Origin of the sequence: Burkholderia sp. WP9 (assembly GCF_900104795.1) — a bacterium.
In the GTDB taxonomy this organism is placed as follows: Bacteria; Pseudomonadota; Gammaproteobacteria; order Burkholderiales; family Burkholderiaceae; genus Paraburkholderia.
This window is the reverse complement of the sequence record NZ_FNTG01000001.1, coordinates 2,015,231-2,032,552: the sequence shown is the minus strand read 5'-3', so window position 1 is coordinate 2,032,552 and position 17,322 is coordinate 2,015,231. Positions and strand designations below refer to the sequence as shown.

Genomic DNA, 17,322 nt, shown 5'->3' with positions numbered 1-17,322 from the left:
GCTCGAATTACTGAGCGCCCGCGCGGAAAGGCTTGCCCGGTGGACTTCCTGGCGTACTCGGCGAGCATGCAGCCGGCAGATTCAAGTGCATCGGTGCACGTTGTAAGTGCAGAGAAATCCCAATTCTCGGGCATAAAACGTCGAATGCTTATCTGCTCGACATACACTTATTCTTTTAAAGCGGCGCCAATTCGCGGCGAGTTAGAGTTATCTCTCTAAACTAAGTATGCCGCCATCAAAAAAAGTTTGACCGGACATTTTTTGTCCTGCTATCTTTGCCTCCCATGAAACGCATGTGACGTTCGCGCAAAAAGTTCCAGGCGTTACGACACACATCGATCAGGTTGTCTCCAGCGTTCATGCAAGGCAGAAGTTGGCGGTTCAAATTTAATCTATTAGTAGTTCTACTTAGATCGGCTTTCAGGCTCGCATGACATGCGGCCGCAGCCTCCTTGAGTCACGTCCGATTCGTCGGATCGAGGCCGGGGAGTGCTGCGTCCATTTTGGACTGCGAACCAAGGATAGTCGTTCGCCGGATGATTGAAGTGAATGTTATTTGCGGTATGTAAGCGCACTGCAGTTACAGAAATGAACGGTTCACGCCGGAGGAGTAAAGGTGGGTACGAAAGTCGAAGGGCAATTTCCGGCAGCAACGGCCCATATGGAGAGGCCAGGGCGCCCGCGAGAGTTTGGGCGCAAGCAGCAAAACCCAGTACGCCGCTTTGGCGGCATCGCAGTCGTTCTGCTCCTGCATATCGTGCTGATCTACGCACTGATCAATGGCCTTGCCACCAAGGTCGTGCAGGTCATTCAACATCCTATCGAAACGAAGATCATCGAGCCGGTGAAGCCGCCACCGCCGCCGCCGCTGCCTACGGTGCAACTGCCGCCGCCGAAATTCGCGCCGCCGCCGCCGCCGTTCGTGCCGCCGCCCGAAGTGCAGGTGCAAACGCCGCCGCAGCCGACCATTGCGCATCAGGCCGCACCGGTTGTCTCGGCACCTGCCGTGGCTCCGCCCGCACCGCCGGCACCGCCCGCGCCGAGCAAGCCTGTGAGTACAGAAGTCGGAGTCGTGTGCCCGAACTCGGATCAGATCCGTTCGTCGATTCGCTACCCGAAGGAAGCGCAGGAAAACAACGTAACGGGTGATGTTCTCATTGAATTCGTCGTCGACCCGCAGGGCCATATTACGAATGAACGTGTTGCCAAATCCGCAGACGACTCCTCGCTGGATCGTGCTGCATTCAACGCGGTCAAGCAGTTCTCGTGCGTTTCCCAAGGCCAGGCTGTCCGTGTGCAAGTTCCGTTCTCGTTTAACCTGAACTGAATTCACAGGCTGTTCGGTACCGGTAGCGATTTATCAGTCTTAGTTTGGAAGTTGTACTAATGAACTTGGAGCAGGCATGAAGAAGCGTACTCTCGCCGCACTGGCGGCAAGCATGTTGATCGCCGTAACTACGGTGGATACCTTTGTTGCACCGCAAATGGCCCACGCACAGGCCAGCGACGCCTCGGCGTCAGCTGCCGCGCCGGCCACGGCCGCGCCGCAAACCGCGAGTTCGGCCGCCGACGAAGCGGTCCCGCCGCCGGCGCCGGCCACGTCCGAAACCGTCAATAACCCTTACGGCCTCGGCGCACTCTGGAAGAACGGCGACTTCGTCGCTCGCTTCGTGCTGATTCTGCTGGTGCTCATGTCAATGGGTAGCTGGTACATCATGATCACCAAGTTCGTCGAGCAGTTCCGCGCGAACCGCCGGGCCAAGAGCGCCGATGAGCAATTGTGGACCGCGCCGTCACTGGTTGAAGGCGCGCAGCGTCTCGACGAAGCGTCGCCGTTCCGCTTCATCGCCGAAACGGCTATCGAGGCTGGCGAGCACCACGACGAAGCGCTGCTCGAAGCCGTGGACCGCAATACCTGGATCGATACCTCGGTCGAGCGTGCGATCACCAACGTGTCGAATCGTCTGCAAGACGGTCTGGCTTTCCTCGGTACGGTGGGTTCGACAGCGCCGTTCGTCGGCCTGTTCGGCACCGTGTGGGGCATTTATCACGCGCTGACGGCGATCGGCATTGCCGGCCAGGCTTCGATCGACAAGGTCGCGGGCCCGGTGGGTGAGGCGCTGATCATGACCGCCATCGGTCTCGCGGTGGCGGTGCCCGCCGTGCTCGGCTACAACTTCCTGGTTCGCCGCAACAAGTCGGTGATGGAGCGTGTGCGTGCATTCGGCGCGCAACTGCATACCGTCTTGCTGGCCGGCAGCCGCCGCCCGGCGCGCGCCGCGGCTCGCGAAGCGTCGCTGGTTCAATAAGCGGAGTCCGTCATGGCAATGAGCGTTGGGCAGGACGACAACGACGAGGTCATCTCCAGTATCAACACCACGCCGCTCGTCGACGTGATGCTGGTTCTGCTGATCATCTTTCTGATCACGATTCCGGTCGTGACGCATACGGTGCCGGTGCAATTGCCGAAGGAGACGATCCAGCCACTGCAGACCACCCCTAAGAGTATCGTCATTGCGGTCAACCGTGACGGCGATTTCTTCTGGAACGAGAAGCAGGTCGATGCGCCTACGCTGCTGGCACGCCTGAAGACCGTGTCGGTCATGACGCCGCAACCGGAAGTGCATGTTCGGGGCGACCAGAGCGCGCGTTATGAATTCATCGGCCGGGTCATTACCGAGTGCGAGCGTGCCGGTATCGCGAAGGTTTCGTTTATCACGGAGCCGCCAGCGCGCGGTGGTTAACTTTGCATGGGATCGGACTAAGTGCGGTGCATGGGACCAGAGTAAGCGCTAAAGCGCTAACTCCGGCCGACAGCTAAAGCACCAAGTCCGGTCGACAGCTTTGCATGGGACCGGACTAAGTGCTAAAGCACCAAGTCCGATCGACTAGCTTTGCATGGGATCGGACTAAGTGCTAAAGCACTAAGTCCGATCGACAGGAGCCGAGAATGGGAATGAATGTATCGTCGGGCGGCGGCAGTGAACCGGACGTGATGGTCGATATCAACACCACACCGCTGATCGACGTGATGCTGGTGTTGCTGATCATGCTGATTATCACGATTCCGATTCAGACGCATGCCATCAAGATGAACCTGCCGGTCGGCAATCCACCGCCACCGATCACGCAACCTGAAGTAGTGCAGATCGATATCGACTTCGACGGCACGACCACGTGGAACGGTCAGCCAGTGCCGAATCGTGCTGCGCTCGAATCCAGGCTCGCTCAAGTGGCGGCTGAACCGGTTCAGGCCGAAATTCATCTGCGGCCGAACAAGCTGGTGCCGTACAAGGATGTCGCGGAGGTGATGGCGTCCGCGCAACGACTGGGCGCGACGAAAATCGGCCTGATCGGTAATGAGCAGTACATGCAATAGGGAAGGGCAATGCAAACGATTCAACAACGCTTCAGGCGTGTCGTCATCGCGGCCGCTCTCGTACTGCCGCTCGCCGCTCATGCCGCCGACACGCTGCGGCCGGACGTGGCGAAACCGCTGAATGCCGCGCAGGATCTGTATCGCGCGCACAAGTACAAGGACGCGCTCACGAAGATCGATCAGGCGGCGGCCGTGTCCGGTAAGACGCCGTATGAAAGCACCATGATCGAACAGATGCGCGGTGCGGCAGCGGCGGCGGCCGGCGAGTCCGGTGTCGCCGCTCAGGCTTACGAAACGTTGTTGAGTTCCGGGAAGTTGAGCGGCGCGGACGAGCAGCGTACGTCCGCGGCTTTGGCCGGCATCTACTTCCAGCAGAAGAACTATGCACAGGCGGCGAAGGTCGCGCAGCGCTATCTGAAGTCCGGTGGCAGCGATCCCGACATGCGTACGCTGCTGGTTCAGTCGTACTACCTGTCGAACGATTGCGCGAGCGTGGTGAGCCTGCTCAAGCCGGGCATCGATGCGCAGGTGCGCGCCGGTCACGCGCCTGACGAGTCACAACTGCAATTGCTCGGCACGTGTGCGCAACGCGTGAAGGACGATGCCACGTATCGCAGCACGCTCGAAAAGCTGGTTGCCTATCATCCGAAACAGTCCTACTGGGACGATCTGTTCTCGGCGATTCGCAGCAAGCCGGGCTATTCGTCGAAGCTCGATATCGACACGTACCGGTTGCGCCGCGCGACCGGCTCGCTCTCGAGCGCCGACGATTACATGGAAATGACCCAGCTCGCGATCGTGGCGGGTACGACGGCTGAAGGCAAGCAGGTCATCGATCAGGGCTTTGCGTCGGGCGTTCTGGGGCGCGACGCACAAGCGGATCGCGAGAAACGCCTTCAGGCATTGGCGGCAAAACGGGCGCAGGCACCTGCAGATCCGGCGAATCCCATTGCGCCTGTCGACATGGCATTCAACCAGGTGTTCGCCGGGCAGGCAAAACAGGGGCTCGCTGCCATGGACGCGGCAATCGCGAAGGGTGGGATCGACCACCCGGACCAGGCGCAACTGCACTTGGGTGAGGCGTACTACGTGGCCGGCGATAAAGCGCGTGCGGTACAAACCTTCCGTGCCGTGAAGGGCACCGATGGTTCAGCCGACCTCGCCCGTTTGTGGGTGCTGGTGGCGTCGAAATAAGAGCACTCTGTTCCCGTTATGTTTCATCTGACGAGGCGCGCTCGAGGTGTCCTCATGGCGGGCGCGAGGGAGCGCGCTCGTCGTAAGGAATGTGGACCGTCTCCGATGTCTGAGCGTGGTTGCACTCGCAACTACCGCCGGGCATTCGGAGGAGGCGGAAGTCTTCTGGAAAACACACAGATCGAGTTATCCATAGCGGCATCCCGGCAGGCTTATCGGGAATGGTCGAGGGAGGATGTTGCGTTCTATGAAACATAATTTGTATATATCAAACTATTTTTGACTACGGGATTCTGTCTTGCTATGGTTTTGCCACTCAATAACAAGGCACACGTTGCAATCTCTATAGGAAGCAAAATCCGCGCGCTTCGCCAACGGCTCAAGCGCACGCTGGATGAAGTGGCAAAGACTGCGGGCATTTCCAAGCCCTTTCTGTCGCAAGTGGAACGGGGTCACGCAACACCTTCTATTACATCGTTAGTAGGTATTGCTCGAGCGTTAGGTGTCACGGTGCAGTACTTCGTCGATACGCCGACCGAAGACAAGTCGGTGCGTAGAGGCAGTGACCTGAAGTACTTCGGATTTGACGGCAGTGCCAATCTGTTTGGGCGGCTCACGAATCTGTCGGTTGGCAGCAAGCTGGAAGTCATTCTCGTCAGGATGCCGGTGGGACAAAATCCCTCGGAAGTCACGACGCACGCAGGGGAAGAGTTTCTGTATGTGATGAGCGGCCAGATCTCGCTCACGTTGGAAGGCACAACGTTCGTATTGCAGGCAGGCGACACTGCGCATTACGAATCTACCGTGCCGCACTCCTGGTCCAATACCGCACGTGAAGAAGCGGTGATCGTTTGGGTAGGGACGCCACGATTGTTTTAGTGCCGCAGGTCATGCTTTTGCAAATAGCACTCAATGTGTATTTGTAAGCATTACTTAAGTTTGTACCCGAGATTTGGGAATTGAGGGCCGGCGAGTGGCGGGATCCACTCGCGTGGCGGTAGAGATGACAACAATTTGAAAAGCGCTGCGCGTTTCGATTGCAATAAATTAGTAGTCCAACACTGAGTTATTTGATGTTGCTTTAACGGAGCGCGGCGCAAGATCGCCGTATATCGAGTGGAGAGGTTCACAAGACCTCTCATCACATATTGCTGTGGCCTTACTGACGAGCGAGAAGGGGAAAAATGAAACAAAGGGCATTGGCGCTGGCCATTAGAAGAATAGTCTGGGCTGAACTGGCATTGTCGGCCGCAATCGCCGTACCGGCGTTTGCACAAAGCCAGCCGGCCACCACCGGCACAGCGGCGGGCGCAACGACGGAAAGCGCGCCGGCGACGGGCGCTGCTGCCACGCCGTCCGCGGACAGCAGCACCGCGACGCCGGCGGGCAAAGGGGTTCAGCAACTCAAGAAATTTGAAGTGACCGGCTCGCTGATCCGCACGTCGGACAAGGTTGGCAATACGGAAGTCCAGACCATCACGCCCAAGGAAATCCAGCAAAGCGGTTATACGACCGTGGCCGACTTCCTGCGCGGCACGTCCGCGAACTCAGGGAGCAGCTGGGGCCAAACGACGATGAACAGCTCCGCGCAAGGCGGTGGCGGCATTGCATTGCGCGGTTTGAGCGAGAAGTACACGCTGGTGCTGGTGGACGGCCAACGGGTGGCGAATTACGGCAAGGCGGTGAACTTCACCGACACGTTCTTCGACGTGAATTCGATCCCGCTCAACATGATCGATCACATCGACATCGTGAAGACCGGTGCGGTCTCGGTGTATGGTTCGGATGCGATTGCAGGCGTGGTCAACATCATCACGAAGAAGGACTTTCAGGGCTTGCAGATCGACGGCCAGCTCGGCAAGGCGCAGCATCCGGGCGACGCGCAGGGTAACTTCAGCGTGCTCGGCGGCGTTGGCGATCTGAATGGCGACCGCTTCAACGTGACGGCCGCCGCGAGCTACTATCGCGACACCGGCTCGTCGCTTGCCGATCGCGACATGACCGCAAATCAGGACTTCAGCCAGTTCCCGGGCGGTCTCGCGGGCCCGCTCGGTCCGAACCAGCAGTCGTACTGGACCTCGGCCGACGGCACCAAATCGGCGCTCAGCCCTTGCCCTCCGGGCAGCGTGTCGGCGAACGGCGCGACCACGTGTAAATCGAACCCGGCGAGCGCCACCTCGCTCATGCCGGCGATCACACGCCTGAATGCTAAAGTGCGCGGCACCTTCAAGATCAACGACGACGTGCAGGCTTACGCCGATTTGTGGGTGAGCCGCAACGAAACCGTACAGAACGAAGGTCCGGCAGTGCTGAGCAGCCAGACGAACGCGTTCAACCCGGCTACCGGTTCGGCGTTGCCGCTGTCGCGCACGGTCTCGGGCACCAACCCGTACAACCCGTTCGGCGTGCCGACGCAGATCAACTACACGTTCCCGAACACTGTTTCGGCGGATACGGTGTCGACGTTCTGGCGTGCAATGACCGGCGTGAAGGGGTCGTTTACCACCGCCAAGTTCGGCGACTGGGATTGGTCCGCGGATTACGGCCATTCGCAGAGCACGGTCGACACGACCTACGGCAATGCGCTGAATGTGGCTGGCGTCGAGAACATTCTGCAGAACGGCGTGTTCAATTTCTCGAACCCGTCGGCCACGCCGAACGGCTTGAACGGCGTGTTCCAGAACGACTACGAACAGGCAATCTCGAAGCTCGACAGTGTTACGGCGAAAACCTCGACGGGTAACCTGTTCAATCTGCCTGGTGGCCCGGTCGGAGTCGGTTTCGGTACGGAATTCCGTCACGAAAGTAACCTGATCAACTCGCGCACGTATAGCGCGCTTGGGGTCACGGCGCCGGCAAACGTGCAGACGGTCGACGGCGAGCGCAACGTGGCCGCCGTGTACTATCAGGTCGATATTCCGATCATTCACAACCTGACGTTCACGCAAGCGGGCCGTTACGACCACTACAGCGACTTTGGCGGTGCATTCTCGCCGAGCTTCGCGTTGCGCTTCCAGCCGGTCAAGATGCTCACGACGTATGCATCGTACAGCCGTGGCTTCCGCGCGCCGACCCTGGTCGAAAACTCGCAGGCTACGTATCTGGCCCACCAGAACCTGGTGGACCCGAACGATCCGAGCGGCACGCCGACCAAGCACTTCACGACGGAACAGGTCAACGGCAATCCGGCGCTGCAGCCTGAGCACACGAAGAACTACAACATTGGCTTCGAGCTCTCGCCGGATTCGTCGACGGATATCGGTGCGGCGTTCTACAAGATTCACATCGACGGTGTGATCGGCACGAACGATCCGAACGCGGTGATGGACGCAAACAACCCGTCGAACGTGATTCGCAATCCGGACGGCACGGTGGCCTACATCAAGGAACAGTTCGTCAACCTCGGTTCGCTCGACACCGACGGCTTCGACATGAACTTCCGCAAGTCGGTCGGCACGAAGTACGGTACGTTCACGCTGGCAGGCGACTGGGCCTACGTGTGGCACTTCAAGCTGAACAGCCCGGGTGCGCCCACGCAGGACTTCGCCGGCAACAACCTCGCGTTGCTGCAGCCGTTCGGTGCGTCCAATCCGCGCTGGAAGGGTAATACCAGCTTGTCCTGGGATTACCGCAAGCTGACCACGACGCTGACGTGGCAGTACACCGGCCCGTACACGAACGCGGTGGCGTCCGAGTTCGGCGACGGTGGCACGCTGTCGGTGGCGTCGTATAGCCAGTTCAACCTGATGGCTACGTATCGCGGCTTCAAGAACTGGACGATCTACGGCGGCGTCAACAACATCTTCGATCGTAAGCCGCCGTTCGACGTCGAATGGCAGGCCACGCCGGATATCACGGGCTACGACCAGTCGTTGTACACCAATATCGGCCGCTTCTTCCAGGTCGGTGCGTCGTACCGCTTCTGAAGTCTTTGATGGTTGTGATTCATCCGCAGTCTGTCTAGTGGGTCGGCCGCTCCGGTTTCGGGTCTCCCGTTCCGGAGCGGCAAACCACGTTTAAAGACGTACATTGGTGTTCCCCGTGCACAATGCTCGCTCAGCACCACGACGAGCGACAGCGGGCGGCAAGCAGCAGCGCAGCGCTAGCGGGGAAAGCTACGGGAGCGACGGCGTCGGGCCGTCACTCGCGCCGATTCGACTTACCGCGCGCCGGCGTCAAGCCGGCGCGCGTCCTTACGCATTCCGAAGATGAGACTTGTGAAGTTTCGCCGGCCGCGCGCCGTGCCCACGGCAGCATCAGCGTCCGTGCCGCGGCTTCGCACCGCCGCGCGGATCGCGTTGTGCGCCGGTGCGTGTCTGGCATTGAGCGCGATCTGCGCGCAGGCGCGGCCCTCGATTGCGCAATACGACGAGCCCAAATATCCCGCCGGCTTTACGCACTTCGACTATGCGGATCCCACGGCACCGAGCGACGGCAAGCTCAGCTTCCAGAACTTCGACGAACTGCAGAGCTACGATTCGCTGAATCCGTTTCTCGTGCGCGGCGCGCCCGCGCCGGACATTTTGCATCTGATGTTCGATACGCTGATGCAGCGCAGCTGGGACGAACTCGCCTCCGAATACCCGCTCATTGCCGACGACGTAGAAGTCGCGCCGGACCTGGCCTCGGCCACGTTCCACATCAACCCCTCCGCGCGTTTTTCGAACGGCGATCCGATTACCGCGGCCGACGTCAAATACTCGTTCGATATGCTGACGAGTTCCAAGGCGTCGCCCTTGTTCAATGCGCAGTTCTCCGTGATCAGGCGCGCCGTGATTGTCGACCCGGCGACCGTGCGCTTCGAATTCAAGCATGCCGAGCGCGACGCGCCGCTGATCGCCGGCGACTTGCCGATCTTCTCGCCGAAGTGGGGCGCGCGTGCGGACGGCACACGTTTGCCGTTCGATCAGATCGCGAACGAGGCGCCGATCGCGAGCGGTCCGTATCTGATCGAGTCGCGCAAGAACGACAAGCAGATCACCTATCGGCGCAACCCTGACTACTGGGCCGCGAATCTGCCGTCGCGGCGCGGCATGTATCGCTTCGCAAGTATCACGTTCAATCTGTACCGTGACCACTACACGCAACTCGAAGCCTTCAAGGCGGGCGACGCGGACGTTATCGTCGAATACAGCGCGACGCAGTGGGCCCGCAAATACGTCGGCAAGAACTTCGACAATGGCCTGTTGAAGAAGGGCGAATTCGCCGATGGTCCCGCGCAGATGCAGGGACTGCTCATGAATCTACGCAAGCCGATGTTTCAGGATCCGCGCGTGCGCCACGCGCTGACGATGGCATTCGACTACGACTGGATGAACCGGATGATGTTCTATGGGCAATACCGGCGCACCAGCAGCTATTTCGCGGCAAGTCCGTTCGGCGCGACCGGCATGCCCGGTCCGAAGGAACTGGCGTTGCTCGAACCATTGAGAGCCAGCGTGCCGCCGGAAGTGTTCGGTCCGATGCTCAAACAGCCCGACACGATCGCGCCGAACTCCTTGCGCGGCAATTTGCGCGTGGCGCGTGATCTGCTGGCGCAAGCCGGCTGGCACTATCGCGACGGCGCATTGCGCGACGCCAACGGCACGCCGATGACGATCGAAATCATGGACGATCAGCCCGGCATGGATCGTCTGATCCTGCCGTATATGCAGGCGCTCGGCATGCTCGGCATTCAGGCGCATATGCGGGAAATCGATAGCGCGTTGTACCAGAAGCGGCTGGACAATTTCGAGTACGACATGACCACCTTCATCTATCCGCCGGTCACGATTCCGGGCGCTGAACTGACGCGCCGTTTCGGTAGCGCGGCCGCGTCCGAGGTCGGCTCGGAAAACTATCCGGGGATTCGTTCGAAAGCGGTCGACTCGCTGATTCACTCGGCGCTTTCCGCGACCAATCTCGACGACCTGCAAGCGGCGACCCGTGCGCTGGATCGCGTACTGATCTATTCGTTCTACCTCGTGCCGGAGTACTACGCGCCAGGCGCGCGTATCGGCTACAAGACCACGATCGGCTTTCCGAAGATCGTTCCCAAAACGTACCAATACGAAGACTGGGTGATCGACTACTGGTACGCGAAAAAACCAGGCGCACGCGTCACTCAAACCACCCAGGCTGCGCAGTCCGCCGGGTCATCCGCGGCTGCGGCCCACTGAGGAACAACATGCTTGCCTACATTCTCAGACGTTTGCTGTTGATGGTGCCGACCCTGCTCGGCGTGGTCACGCTGACTTTTGTCGTCACGCAGTTCGTGCCGGGTGGGCCGGTCGAACAGGTGATGACGCAACTCCGCCACGGCGCTGGCCGTGGCGGAGAGGCGGGGGCGGGTGGCGGCGGTTATCACGGCAGCCAGGGTGTCGATCCGCAGCAGATCGAGCAGATCAAGAAGCAGTTCGGCTTCGACAAGCCACCGCTCGAACGCTATCTGTTGATGCTCAAGCGCTACGCGACGTTCGATCTCGGCCAGTCCTACTATCAGCATGACAGCGTGTGGGACGTCATCAAATCGAAGTTGCCCGTTTCGATCACGCTCGGCTTATGGACGGTGCTGCTGACGTATCTGATATCCGTGCCATTGGGGATCGCGAAGGCGGTGCGCAATGGTTCGCGCTTCGATACCGTCACGAGCGTGCTGGTGCTCGCCGGTTATGCGATTCCTGGTTTCGTACTCGGCGTGTTGCTGCTCATGCTCTTCGGTGGCGGCACGTTCTGGCAGGTGTTTCCGATGCGTGGCCTCACGTCGGATAACTTCAACGATCTCAGTGCATTTGGCAAAGTACTCGACTATTTGTGGCACATCGTGCTGCCGGTCACGGCCTCGGTGGTGGGCAACTTCGCGATCGTCACGATTCTGACCAAGAACACCTTTCTGGAGGAAATCGGCCGTCAGTATGTATTGACGGCACGCGCCAAGGGTGCGCCGGAGCGCGACGTGCTGTGGAAGCACGTGCTGCGCAACGCCGCGATTCCGTTGCTCACCGGTTTGCCGGCGGCATTCGTCGGCGCGTTTCTGAACGGCAACCTGCTGATCGAAACGCTGTTCTCGCTCGACGGCATGGGCCAACTGTCGTACGACTCGGTGATTCGCCGTGATTATCCGGTTGTGCTTGGCTCGCTCTTTCTGTTCACGCTGATTGCCCTCGTAACCAAACTTATTGCTGACGTCTGCTATGTCCTCGTCGACCCCCGCATCCAATTCAACCGCCTGGACCGCTGACGCGGCCGGCGCGGCGCACGCGGCGTCGCCGTCTCCGTGGCGGCGCACGTGGCTGCGCTTCAGGCAGCAGCGTCTGGGCTACTGGAGCCTCGTGATCTTCGTGTCGCTGTTCGTCATCAGCCTGCTCGGCGAGGTGTTGTCCAACGACCGTCCGTTGATCGTGCGTTACGACGGGCACTATTATTTTCCCATCGTGAAGGACTATCCGGAGACGCTGTTCGGCGGCGACTTTCCGGCGCGTGCCAATTACCTCGACCCGTATATCCGTTCGCGGCTCGAATCGAACGGCAACTTCGCGGTCTATCCGCCGAATCATTTCCACTACGACACGATCGACTATTTCGCCGCGCATCCGTATCCGGCGCCGCCCACCGCGAGCAACTGGCTCGGCACGGATCAGTTCGGGCGTGACGTGCTGGCGCGGCTGCTCTACGGCTTCCGTCTGTCGGTGCTGATGGCGCTGGCGCTCACGGTGTCCGGTGTCGTCGTTGGCGTGTTGACTGGCGCGATTCAGGGCTTTTACGGCGGACGCACCGATCTGATCGGCCAGCGCCTGATCGAAATCTGGAGTTCGATGCCGGACCTGTATCTGCTGATCATTTTCGCGTCGATCTTCGAGCCCACGTTGTGGCTGCTCTTCATTCTGTTGTCTATGTTCGGCTGGCTCGTTCTGTCGGACTACGTGCGCGCGGAATTCCTGCGCAATCGTTCGCTCGATTACGTGAAAGCGGCGCGCACCATGGGCCTGAGCAACTGGCAGATCATGTGGCGCCATGTATTGCCGAACAGCCTGACGCCGGTGATCACCTTTTTGCCGTTTCGCATGAGCGCCGCGATTCTCTCGCTGACCAGCCTCGACTTTCTCGGTCTCGGCGTGCCGCCGCCAACGCCGAGCCTCGGTGAACTGCTTCAGGAAGGCAAGAACAATCTCGACGCGTGGTGGATCTCCATGTCGGCATTTGCCGCGCTGGTGATCACGCTGCTGTTGCTGACTTTCATGGGCGACGCATTGCGCAATGCGCTGGATACGCGCTCGCGCGGTTCGGCTTTCGGCGGAGGTCCGCGATGACCAACACTCAAGCGCCGACCAACCGGCCATTGCTGGAAATCGACCGTTTCTCCGTGCGTTTCGGCGACAAAGTGGCGGTGCACGAACTCAGCCTGTCCATTGCACGCGGGGAGCGCGTGGCATTGGTGGGCGAATCGGGTTCGGGCAAGAGCGTGACCGCGTTGTCCATTTTGCGGCTCGTCGAGCATGCCGAATTGAGCGGCCGCATGCTGCTCGATGGTGAGGATCTGCTGCAGAAAACCGAGCAGCAGATGCGCGGCTTACGCGGCGCGGATGTCGCGATGGTGTTTCAGGAGCCGATGACCGCGCTCAATCCGCTCTTTACAATCGGCAAACAGATTGCCGAGAGTTTGCGTCTGCACGAAGGTCTGCGGCCGAATGCGGCGCGTGAGCGTGGCATTGAGTTGCTCAGGCGCACCGGCATTCCCGAACCGGAACGGCGTATCGACAGCTTTCCGCACCAACTGTCCGGCGGCCAGCGGCAGCGCGCAATGATCGCGATGGCGCTCGCGTGCCGCCCGCGTTTGCTGCTCGCCGACGAGCCCACTACCGCGCTCGACGTCACCGTTCGCCAGCAGATCGTCGATCTGTTGATTTCGTTGCAGGAACAGGAGGCGGCTGAACGCGGCATGGCCGTGCTGCTGATCACGCACGACCTGAATCTGGTGAAGCGTTTCGCGCAGCGCGTCGCGGTGATGGAAAAGGGCGTACTGGTGGAGACCAATACGACCCAGGCGCTGTTCGCGAGTCCGCAGCATCCCTACACGCGGCGCCTGCTCGACAGCGAGCCGCAGCGTGCGGTGGCGCCGGTCGAGCAGGGCGCGCGCCGGTTGCTGGAAGTGCAGGGACTGGCCGTCGACTACCGCACGGCGGCGAAAGGCTGGCGTTCCCTGTTCGGACGCTCAACATTCCGCGCGGTGCAGGATGTCGATCTGAGCGTGCGGCGCGGCGAAACGCTCGGCATTGTCGGTGAATCGGGTTCGGGTAAATCCACGTTGGCCGCAACCGTGCTCGGCCTGCAACAGCCGGCCGCCGGGCATATCCATATCGACGGCATGCCGCTATCCACGCTCAAAACCGCGAGCTCGCGCCGTGCGTTGTATTCGCGCATGCAAGTCGTGTTTCAGGACCCGTTCGGCTCGCTGTCGCCACGCATGACGGTCGAGCAGATCATCGGCGAGGGCCTCGCCGTGCATCGGCCGGAAGTGGACGCGAAGGCGCGGCGCGCACGCGTCGGCAGCCTGCTGGAAGAAGTCGGCATGCCCGCCGATGCGATGCTGCGCTACCCGCACGAGTTCTCCGGCGGCCAGCGGCAACGCATTGCGATTGCGCGAGCGCTGGCGGTCGAACCGGAATTGCTGGTGCTCGACGAGCCGACTAGCGCGCTTGACGTTTCGATTCAGAAGCAGGTGCTGAATCTGCTGACAAATCTGCAGAAAAAGTACAAGCTAAGCTACTTGTTCATTACGCACGATCTGGCGGTGATGCGAGCCATGGCGCATCGCGTGATCGTGATGAAGTCGGGACGCATCGTCGAAACCGGCGACACGCTCGACGTGTTGCACGCACCGTCGCATCCTTATACGCAGTCGCTGCTGGCGTCGTCGCTCAATGTGCCGGAGCCGCGCGCCGCACAGACGCACACGGGAAAACTCCATGATTGACGAACGTTGGGCGCAGGCCGCCCGTACGCTGAAAAGCCGCGCGGCCTTCTGGTCGCTGCGCATTGTCGACGAACAGATCGACGATCACGAGATCCGCAACGACATCGCGCAGCCGCTGCGCACGGTGCGCGATCGCGGGGCGATGCTGATTGCCTGGGTGGGCGCCGGCGCGGGTTATGCCGCGACCGCGAACCTGTCGGCGGCGGGTTTGCAGGCGGCGCTCGATATGGCGACCGCTCGCGCGGAAGCGAGCGCGGCCTTGTCGTTGATCGACCACCGCGAAGTCGCGCGTCCGGTGGCGAGTGGCGAGTATGTGTCGCCGAATGCGCAGCATGCGTTGCCGAGCCGCGCCGAGTGGCTCGACCGTTTGGGCGCCGAATGCGCCGCGGCCAATCTCGACGGAAGAATCGTGGAGCGCGTGGCGGCGGTACAGATCATCCACACGGATCAGCTCTACATGACCGGCGACGGCGTTCGCATCGACCAGCAATTCCGCTTCGTGATGCCGCAATTGAGCGTCGCCGCGCACGCAAACGGCGACACGCAAGTGCGCACGCTCGGCGGCAACTACGGCACGCTCGGGCAGGGCGGCATGGAAGTGCTGGCGCGCTTTAACTTCGAAGGCTCGGGCGCACGTGTCGCCAACGAGGCGTTGCAACTGCTGGCCGCGCCGAATTGCCCGGCAGGCAAGCGCGACCTGTTGCTGATGCCTGACCAGATGATGCTGCAGATTCATGAGTCGATCGGCCATCCGCTCGAACTCGACCGCATTCTCGGCGACGAGCGCAATTTCGCGGGCTGGAGTTTCGTGAAGCAGGACATGTTCGGTTCGTACCGCTACGGTTCCGAGTTGCTGAACGTCACCTTCGACCCGGAACTGCGCGAAGAAGCGGCAGCCTACGCATTCGACGACGACGGCACCGAAGCACACAAACAGTATCTGATTCGCAACGGCGTGCTGGAGCGTCCGCTCGGCGGCGCGTTGTCGCAGCAGCGCGCACGTATGCCGGGTGTGGCGAACTCGCGCGCGTCGAACTGGAACCGGCCGCCGATCGACCGCATGGCGAATCTGAATATCGAGCCCGGCGAAAGTTCGCTGGAAGAGATGATCGGCAACATCGAACACGGCATTCTGATGCGCACCAATACGTCATGGTCGATCGACGATCATCGCAACAAATTCCAGTTCGGCTGCGAGTTCGGCCAACTGATCGAAAACGGCAAACTCACGCAGGTCGTGAAACAGCCGAATTATCGCGGTATATCCGCGAATTTCTGGCGCAGTCTGAGCGCGGTGGGCAATGCGGCTACGCGTGAAGTGTATGGCACGTCCATGTGCGGCAAGGGCGAACCGGCGCAGATCATTCGGGTGGGCCACGCTTCGCCGGCCTGCGTATTCAGCAATATCGACGTGTTCGGAGGCGCATGATGAGCCAGTTCATCTCTTCGCGCGCCGCGACGTCGGTGGATTGGCAGCGGCATTTCACCGCGCTTGCCGATGCGATCGAACGCTTGCAACAAGGCGGCGAAACCACGCTCAGTTCGTTTGCGGGTGAGCATTCCGACTTTATTCGACTCAATTCGGGCAAGGTACGGCAAACCGGCAGCGTGTCGCAAGGCAAGCTGACCTTGCGCCTGATCGACGGCGCGCGTCAGGCTTATTCCACGCTGACCGTATGCGGCGATCTGCAACAGGATCTCGACGAAGTGAGCGCGGCGCTCGCCACCTTACGAGCAGGGCTGCGCGACGCGGCGGACGATCCGCATCTGCTGTTCGACACGTCGAAATGGGAGCGCACCACCCAGCGTTCCGGCAAGCTGCCGGACCCTGACGGTTTGGCGCGGATCGTCGCCGAATCCGCGCAAGGGATCGATTTCGTGGGCTTTTATGCGGGCGGCACGATCGTGCGCGGCTTCGCGTCCACGAGCGGCAGTCGCGGCTGGTATGAGGTGGACAACTTCAATTTCAGCTGGTCGTTGTACGACCCGAGCGGCCGCGCGATCAAAACGACCTACGCCGGCGACGACTGGAGCGACGCCGTGTTCTCGCGCAAGGTTGAGCAGGCCGCGAGCCGCCTTGCCGTGCTCGCTCGCACGCCGCGCGCGTTGGCGCCGGGACGCTACCGTTCCTATCTGGCGCCCGCCGCGTTGTCCGAACTGCTCGGTGTTGCCGCATGGAGCGGCTTTTCCGCACGCGCCCAGGCCAGTTCACGCAGCGAGTTATACAAGCTGCATGTGGGAGAAGTCGTAGTCGACCCGCGAGTGACGATCAGCGAAGATCTGAGTCTCGGCATCACGCCCGGCTTCAACGACGACGGCTATCTGCGCGACAGCGTCCCGTTGATTCAGGCGGGCCGCAGTGCCGAACGGCTGACCAACGCACGCAGCGCGCGCGAATACGGTTTGACGCCCAATGGGGCGCTCGCCGGCGAGTCACCGGCAGCACTCTCTATGCAAGCGGGCGATCTGCTCGAAGAAGACGTGCTGGCGAAACTCGGTACCGGGCTCTATATCGGCAACCTCTGGTATGTGAACTTCTCGGACCGCATGAATTGCCGCCTCACCGGCATGACGCGCTTTGCGACCTTCTGGGTCGAGAACGGCGAAATCGTCGCGCCACTCGAGGCCATGCGTTTCGACGACAGCCTGTACCGTTTGCTCGGCAGCGAACTCGAACAACTCGGCGCGCAGGCCGAACTGCTATTGAGCGACTCGACATGGGGCGAGCGCGCCACGGGTGGCATGCAATTGCCCGGCATTCTGGTGAAGTCATTCGAATTGACGTTATGAGCCGCCT

At 60.9% G+C, this 17,322-nt stretch carries 13 protein-coding genes; all 13 read left to right on the top strand.

The window, feature by feature from the left end; translation table 11 throughout:
- Positions 1-616 precede the first annotated feature (616 nt).
- The 13 genes from BLW71_RS09065 to BLW71_RS09005 all read left to right on the top strand — a co-directional run bounded on the left by BLW71_RS09065 (position 617) and on the right by BLW71_RS09005 (position 17,315).
- A complete protein-coding gene (locus BLW71_RS09065) occupies positions 617-1,327 on the top strand; it encodes an energy transducer TonB (protein ID WP_091795334.1) in 711 nt (236 codons plus the stop codon).
- Between the two features lie 76 nt (positions 1,328-1,403).
- On the top strand, positions 1,404-2,309 hold the full coding sequence (locus BLW71_RS09060; RefSeq protein ID WP_091795332.1) for a MotA/TolQ/ExbB proton channel family protein: 906 nt from the start codon (positions 1,404-1,406) through the stop codon (positions 2,307-2,309).
- A gap of 12 nt (positions 2,310-2,321) precedes the next feature.
- Positions 2,322-2,744: an ExbD/TolR family protein gene (locus BLW71_RS09055; RefSeq protein ID WP_012432473.1), complete on the top strand. Its 423-nt coding sequence runs from the start codon at positions 2,322-2,324 to the stop codon at positions 2,742-2,744.
- A 206-nt stretch (positions 2,745-2,950) separates the two neighbouring features.
- Entirely contained in the window at positions 2,951-3,379 is a 429-nt protein-coding gene (locus tag BLW71_RS09050; RefSeq protein ID WP_011487696.1) for an ExbD/TolR family protein, read from the top strand.
- A gap of 9 nt (positions 3,380-3,388) precedes the next feature.
- A complete protein-coding gene (locus BLW71_RS09045; RefSeq protein WP_091795329.1) occupies positions 3,389-4,573 on the top strand; it encodes a tetratricopeptide repeat protein in 1,185 nt (394 codons plus the stop codon).
- A 303-nt stretch (positions 4,574-4,876) separates the two neighbouring features.
- Positions 4,877-5,452 (top strand): helix-turn-helix domain-containing protein, encoded by a 576-nt coding sequence (locus BLW71_RS09040; RefSeq protein ID WP_091795326.1) that lies wholly within the window; start codon positions 4,877-4,879, stop codon positions 5,450-5,452.
- 305 nt (positions 5,453-5,757) lie between these two features.
- Positions 5,758-8,499, top strand: coding sequence for a TonB-dependent receptor plug domain-containing protein (locus BLW71_RS09035; RefSeq protein ID WP_091795323.1), 2,742 nt, complete (start codon positions 5,758-5,760; stop codon positions 8,497-8,499).
- 282 nt (positions 8,500-8,781) lie between these two features.
- Entirely contained in the window at positions 8,782-10,731 is a 1,950-nt protein-coding gene (locus BLW71_RS09030) for an extracellular solute-binding protein (protein ID WP_286161956.1), read from the top strand.
- An 8-nt stretch (positions 10,732-10,739) separates the two neighbouring features.
- Complete coding sequence (locus BLW71_RS09025; RefSeq protein ID WP_091795321.1) at positions 10,740-11,792, top strand: microcin C ABC transporter permease YejB; 1,053 nt, start codon at positions 10,740-10,742, stop codon at positions 11,790-11,792.
- Positions 11,746-12,861 carry an ABC transporter permease gene (locus BLW71_RS09020; RefSeq protein WP_091795318.1) on the top strand — a complete coding sequence of 372 codons (1,116 nt, stop codon included), beginning with the start codon at positions 11,746-11,748 and terminating at the stop codon, positions 12,859-12,861. Before BLW71_RS09025 ends, BLW71_RS09020 begins: the two co-directional genes overlap by 47 nt.
- Complete coding sequence (locus tag BLW71_RS09015) at positions 12,858-14,525, top strand: ABC transporter ATP-binding protein (RefSeq protein WP_091795315.1); 1,668 nt, start codon at positions 12,858-12,860, stop codon at positions 14,523-14,525. The genes BLW71_RS09020 and BLW71_RS09015 overlap by 4 nt, the downstream gene beginning before the upstream one ends.
- Positions 14,518-15,954, top strand: coding sequence for a TldD/PmbA family protein (locus BLW71_RS09010; protein WP_091795312.1), 1,437 nt, complete (start codon positions 14,518-14,520; stop codon positions 15,952-15,954). The genes BLW71_RS09015 and BLW71_RS09010 overlap by 8 nt, the downstream gene beginning before the upstream one ends.
- Positions 15,954-17,315 (top strand): TldD/PmbA family protein, encoded by a 1,362-nt coding sequence (locus BLW71_RS09005; protein ID WP_091795309.1) that lies wholly within the window; start codon positions 15,954-15,956, stop codon positions 17,313-17,315. The genes BLW71_RS09010 and BLW71_RS09005 overlap by 1 nt, the downstream gene beginning before the upstream one ends.
- The last annotated feature ends 7 nt before the right edge of the window (positions 17,316-17,322 follow it).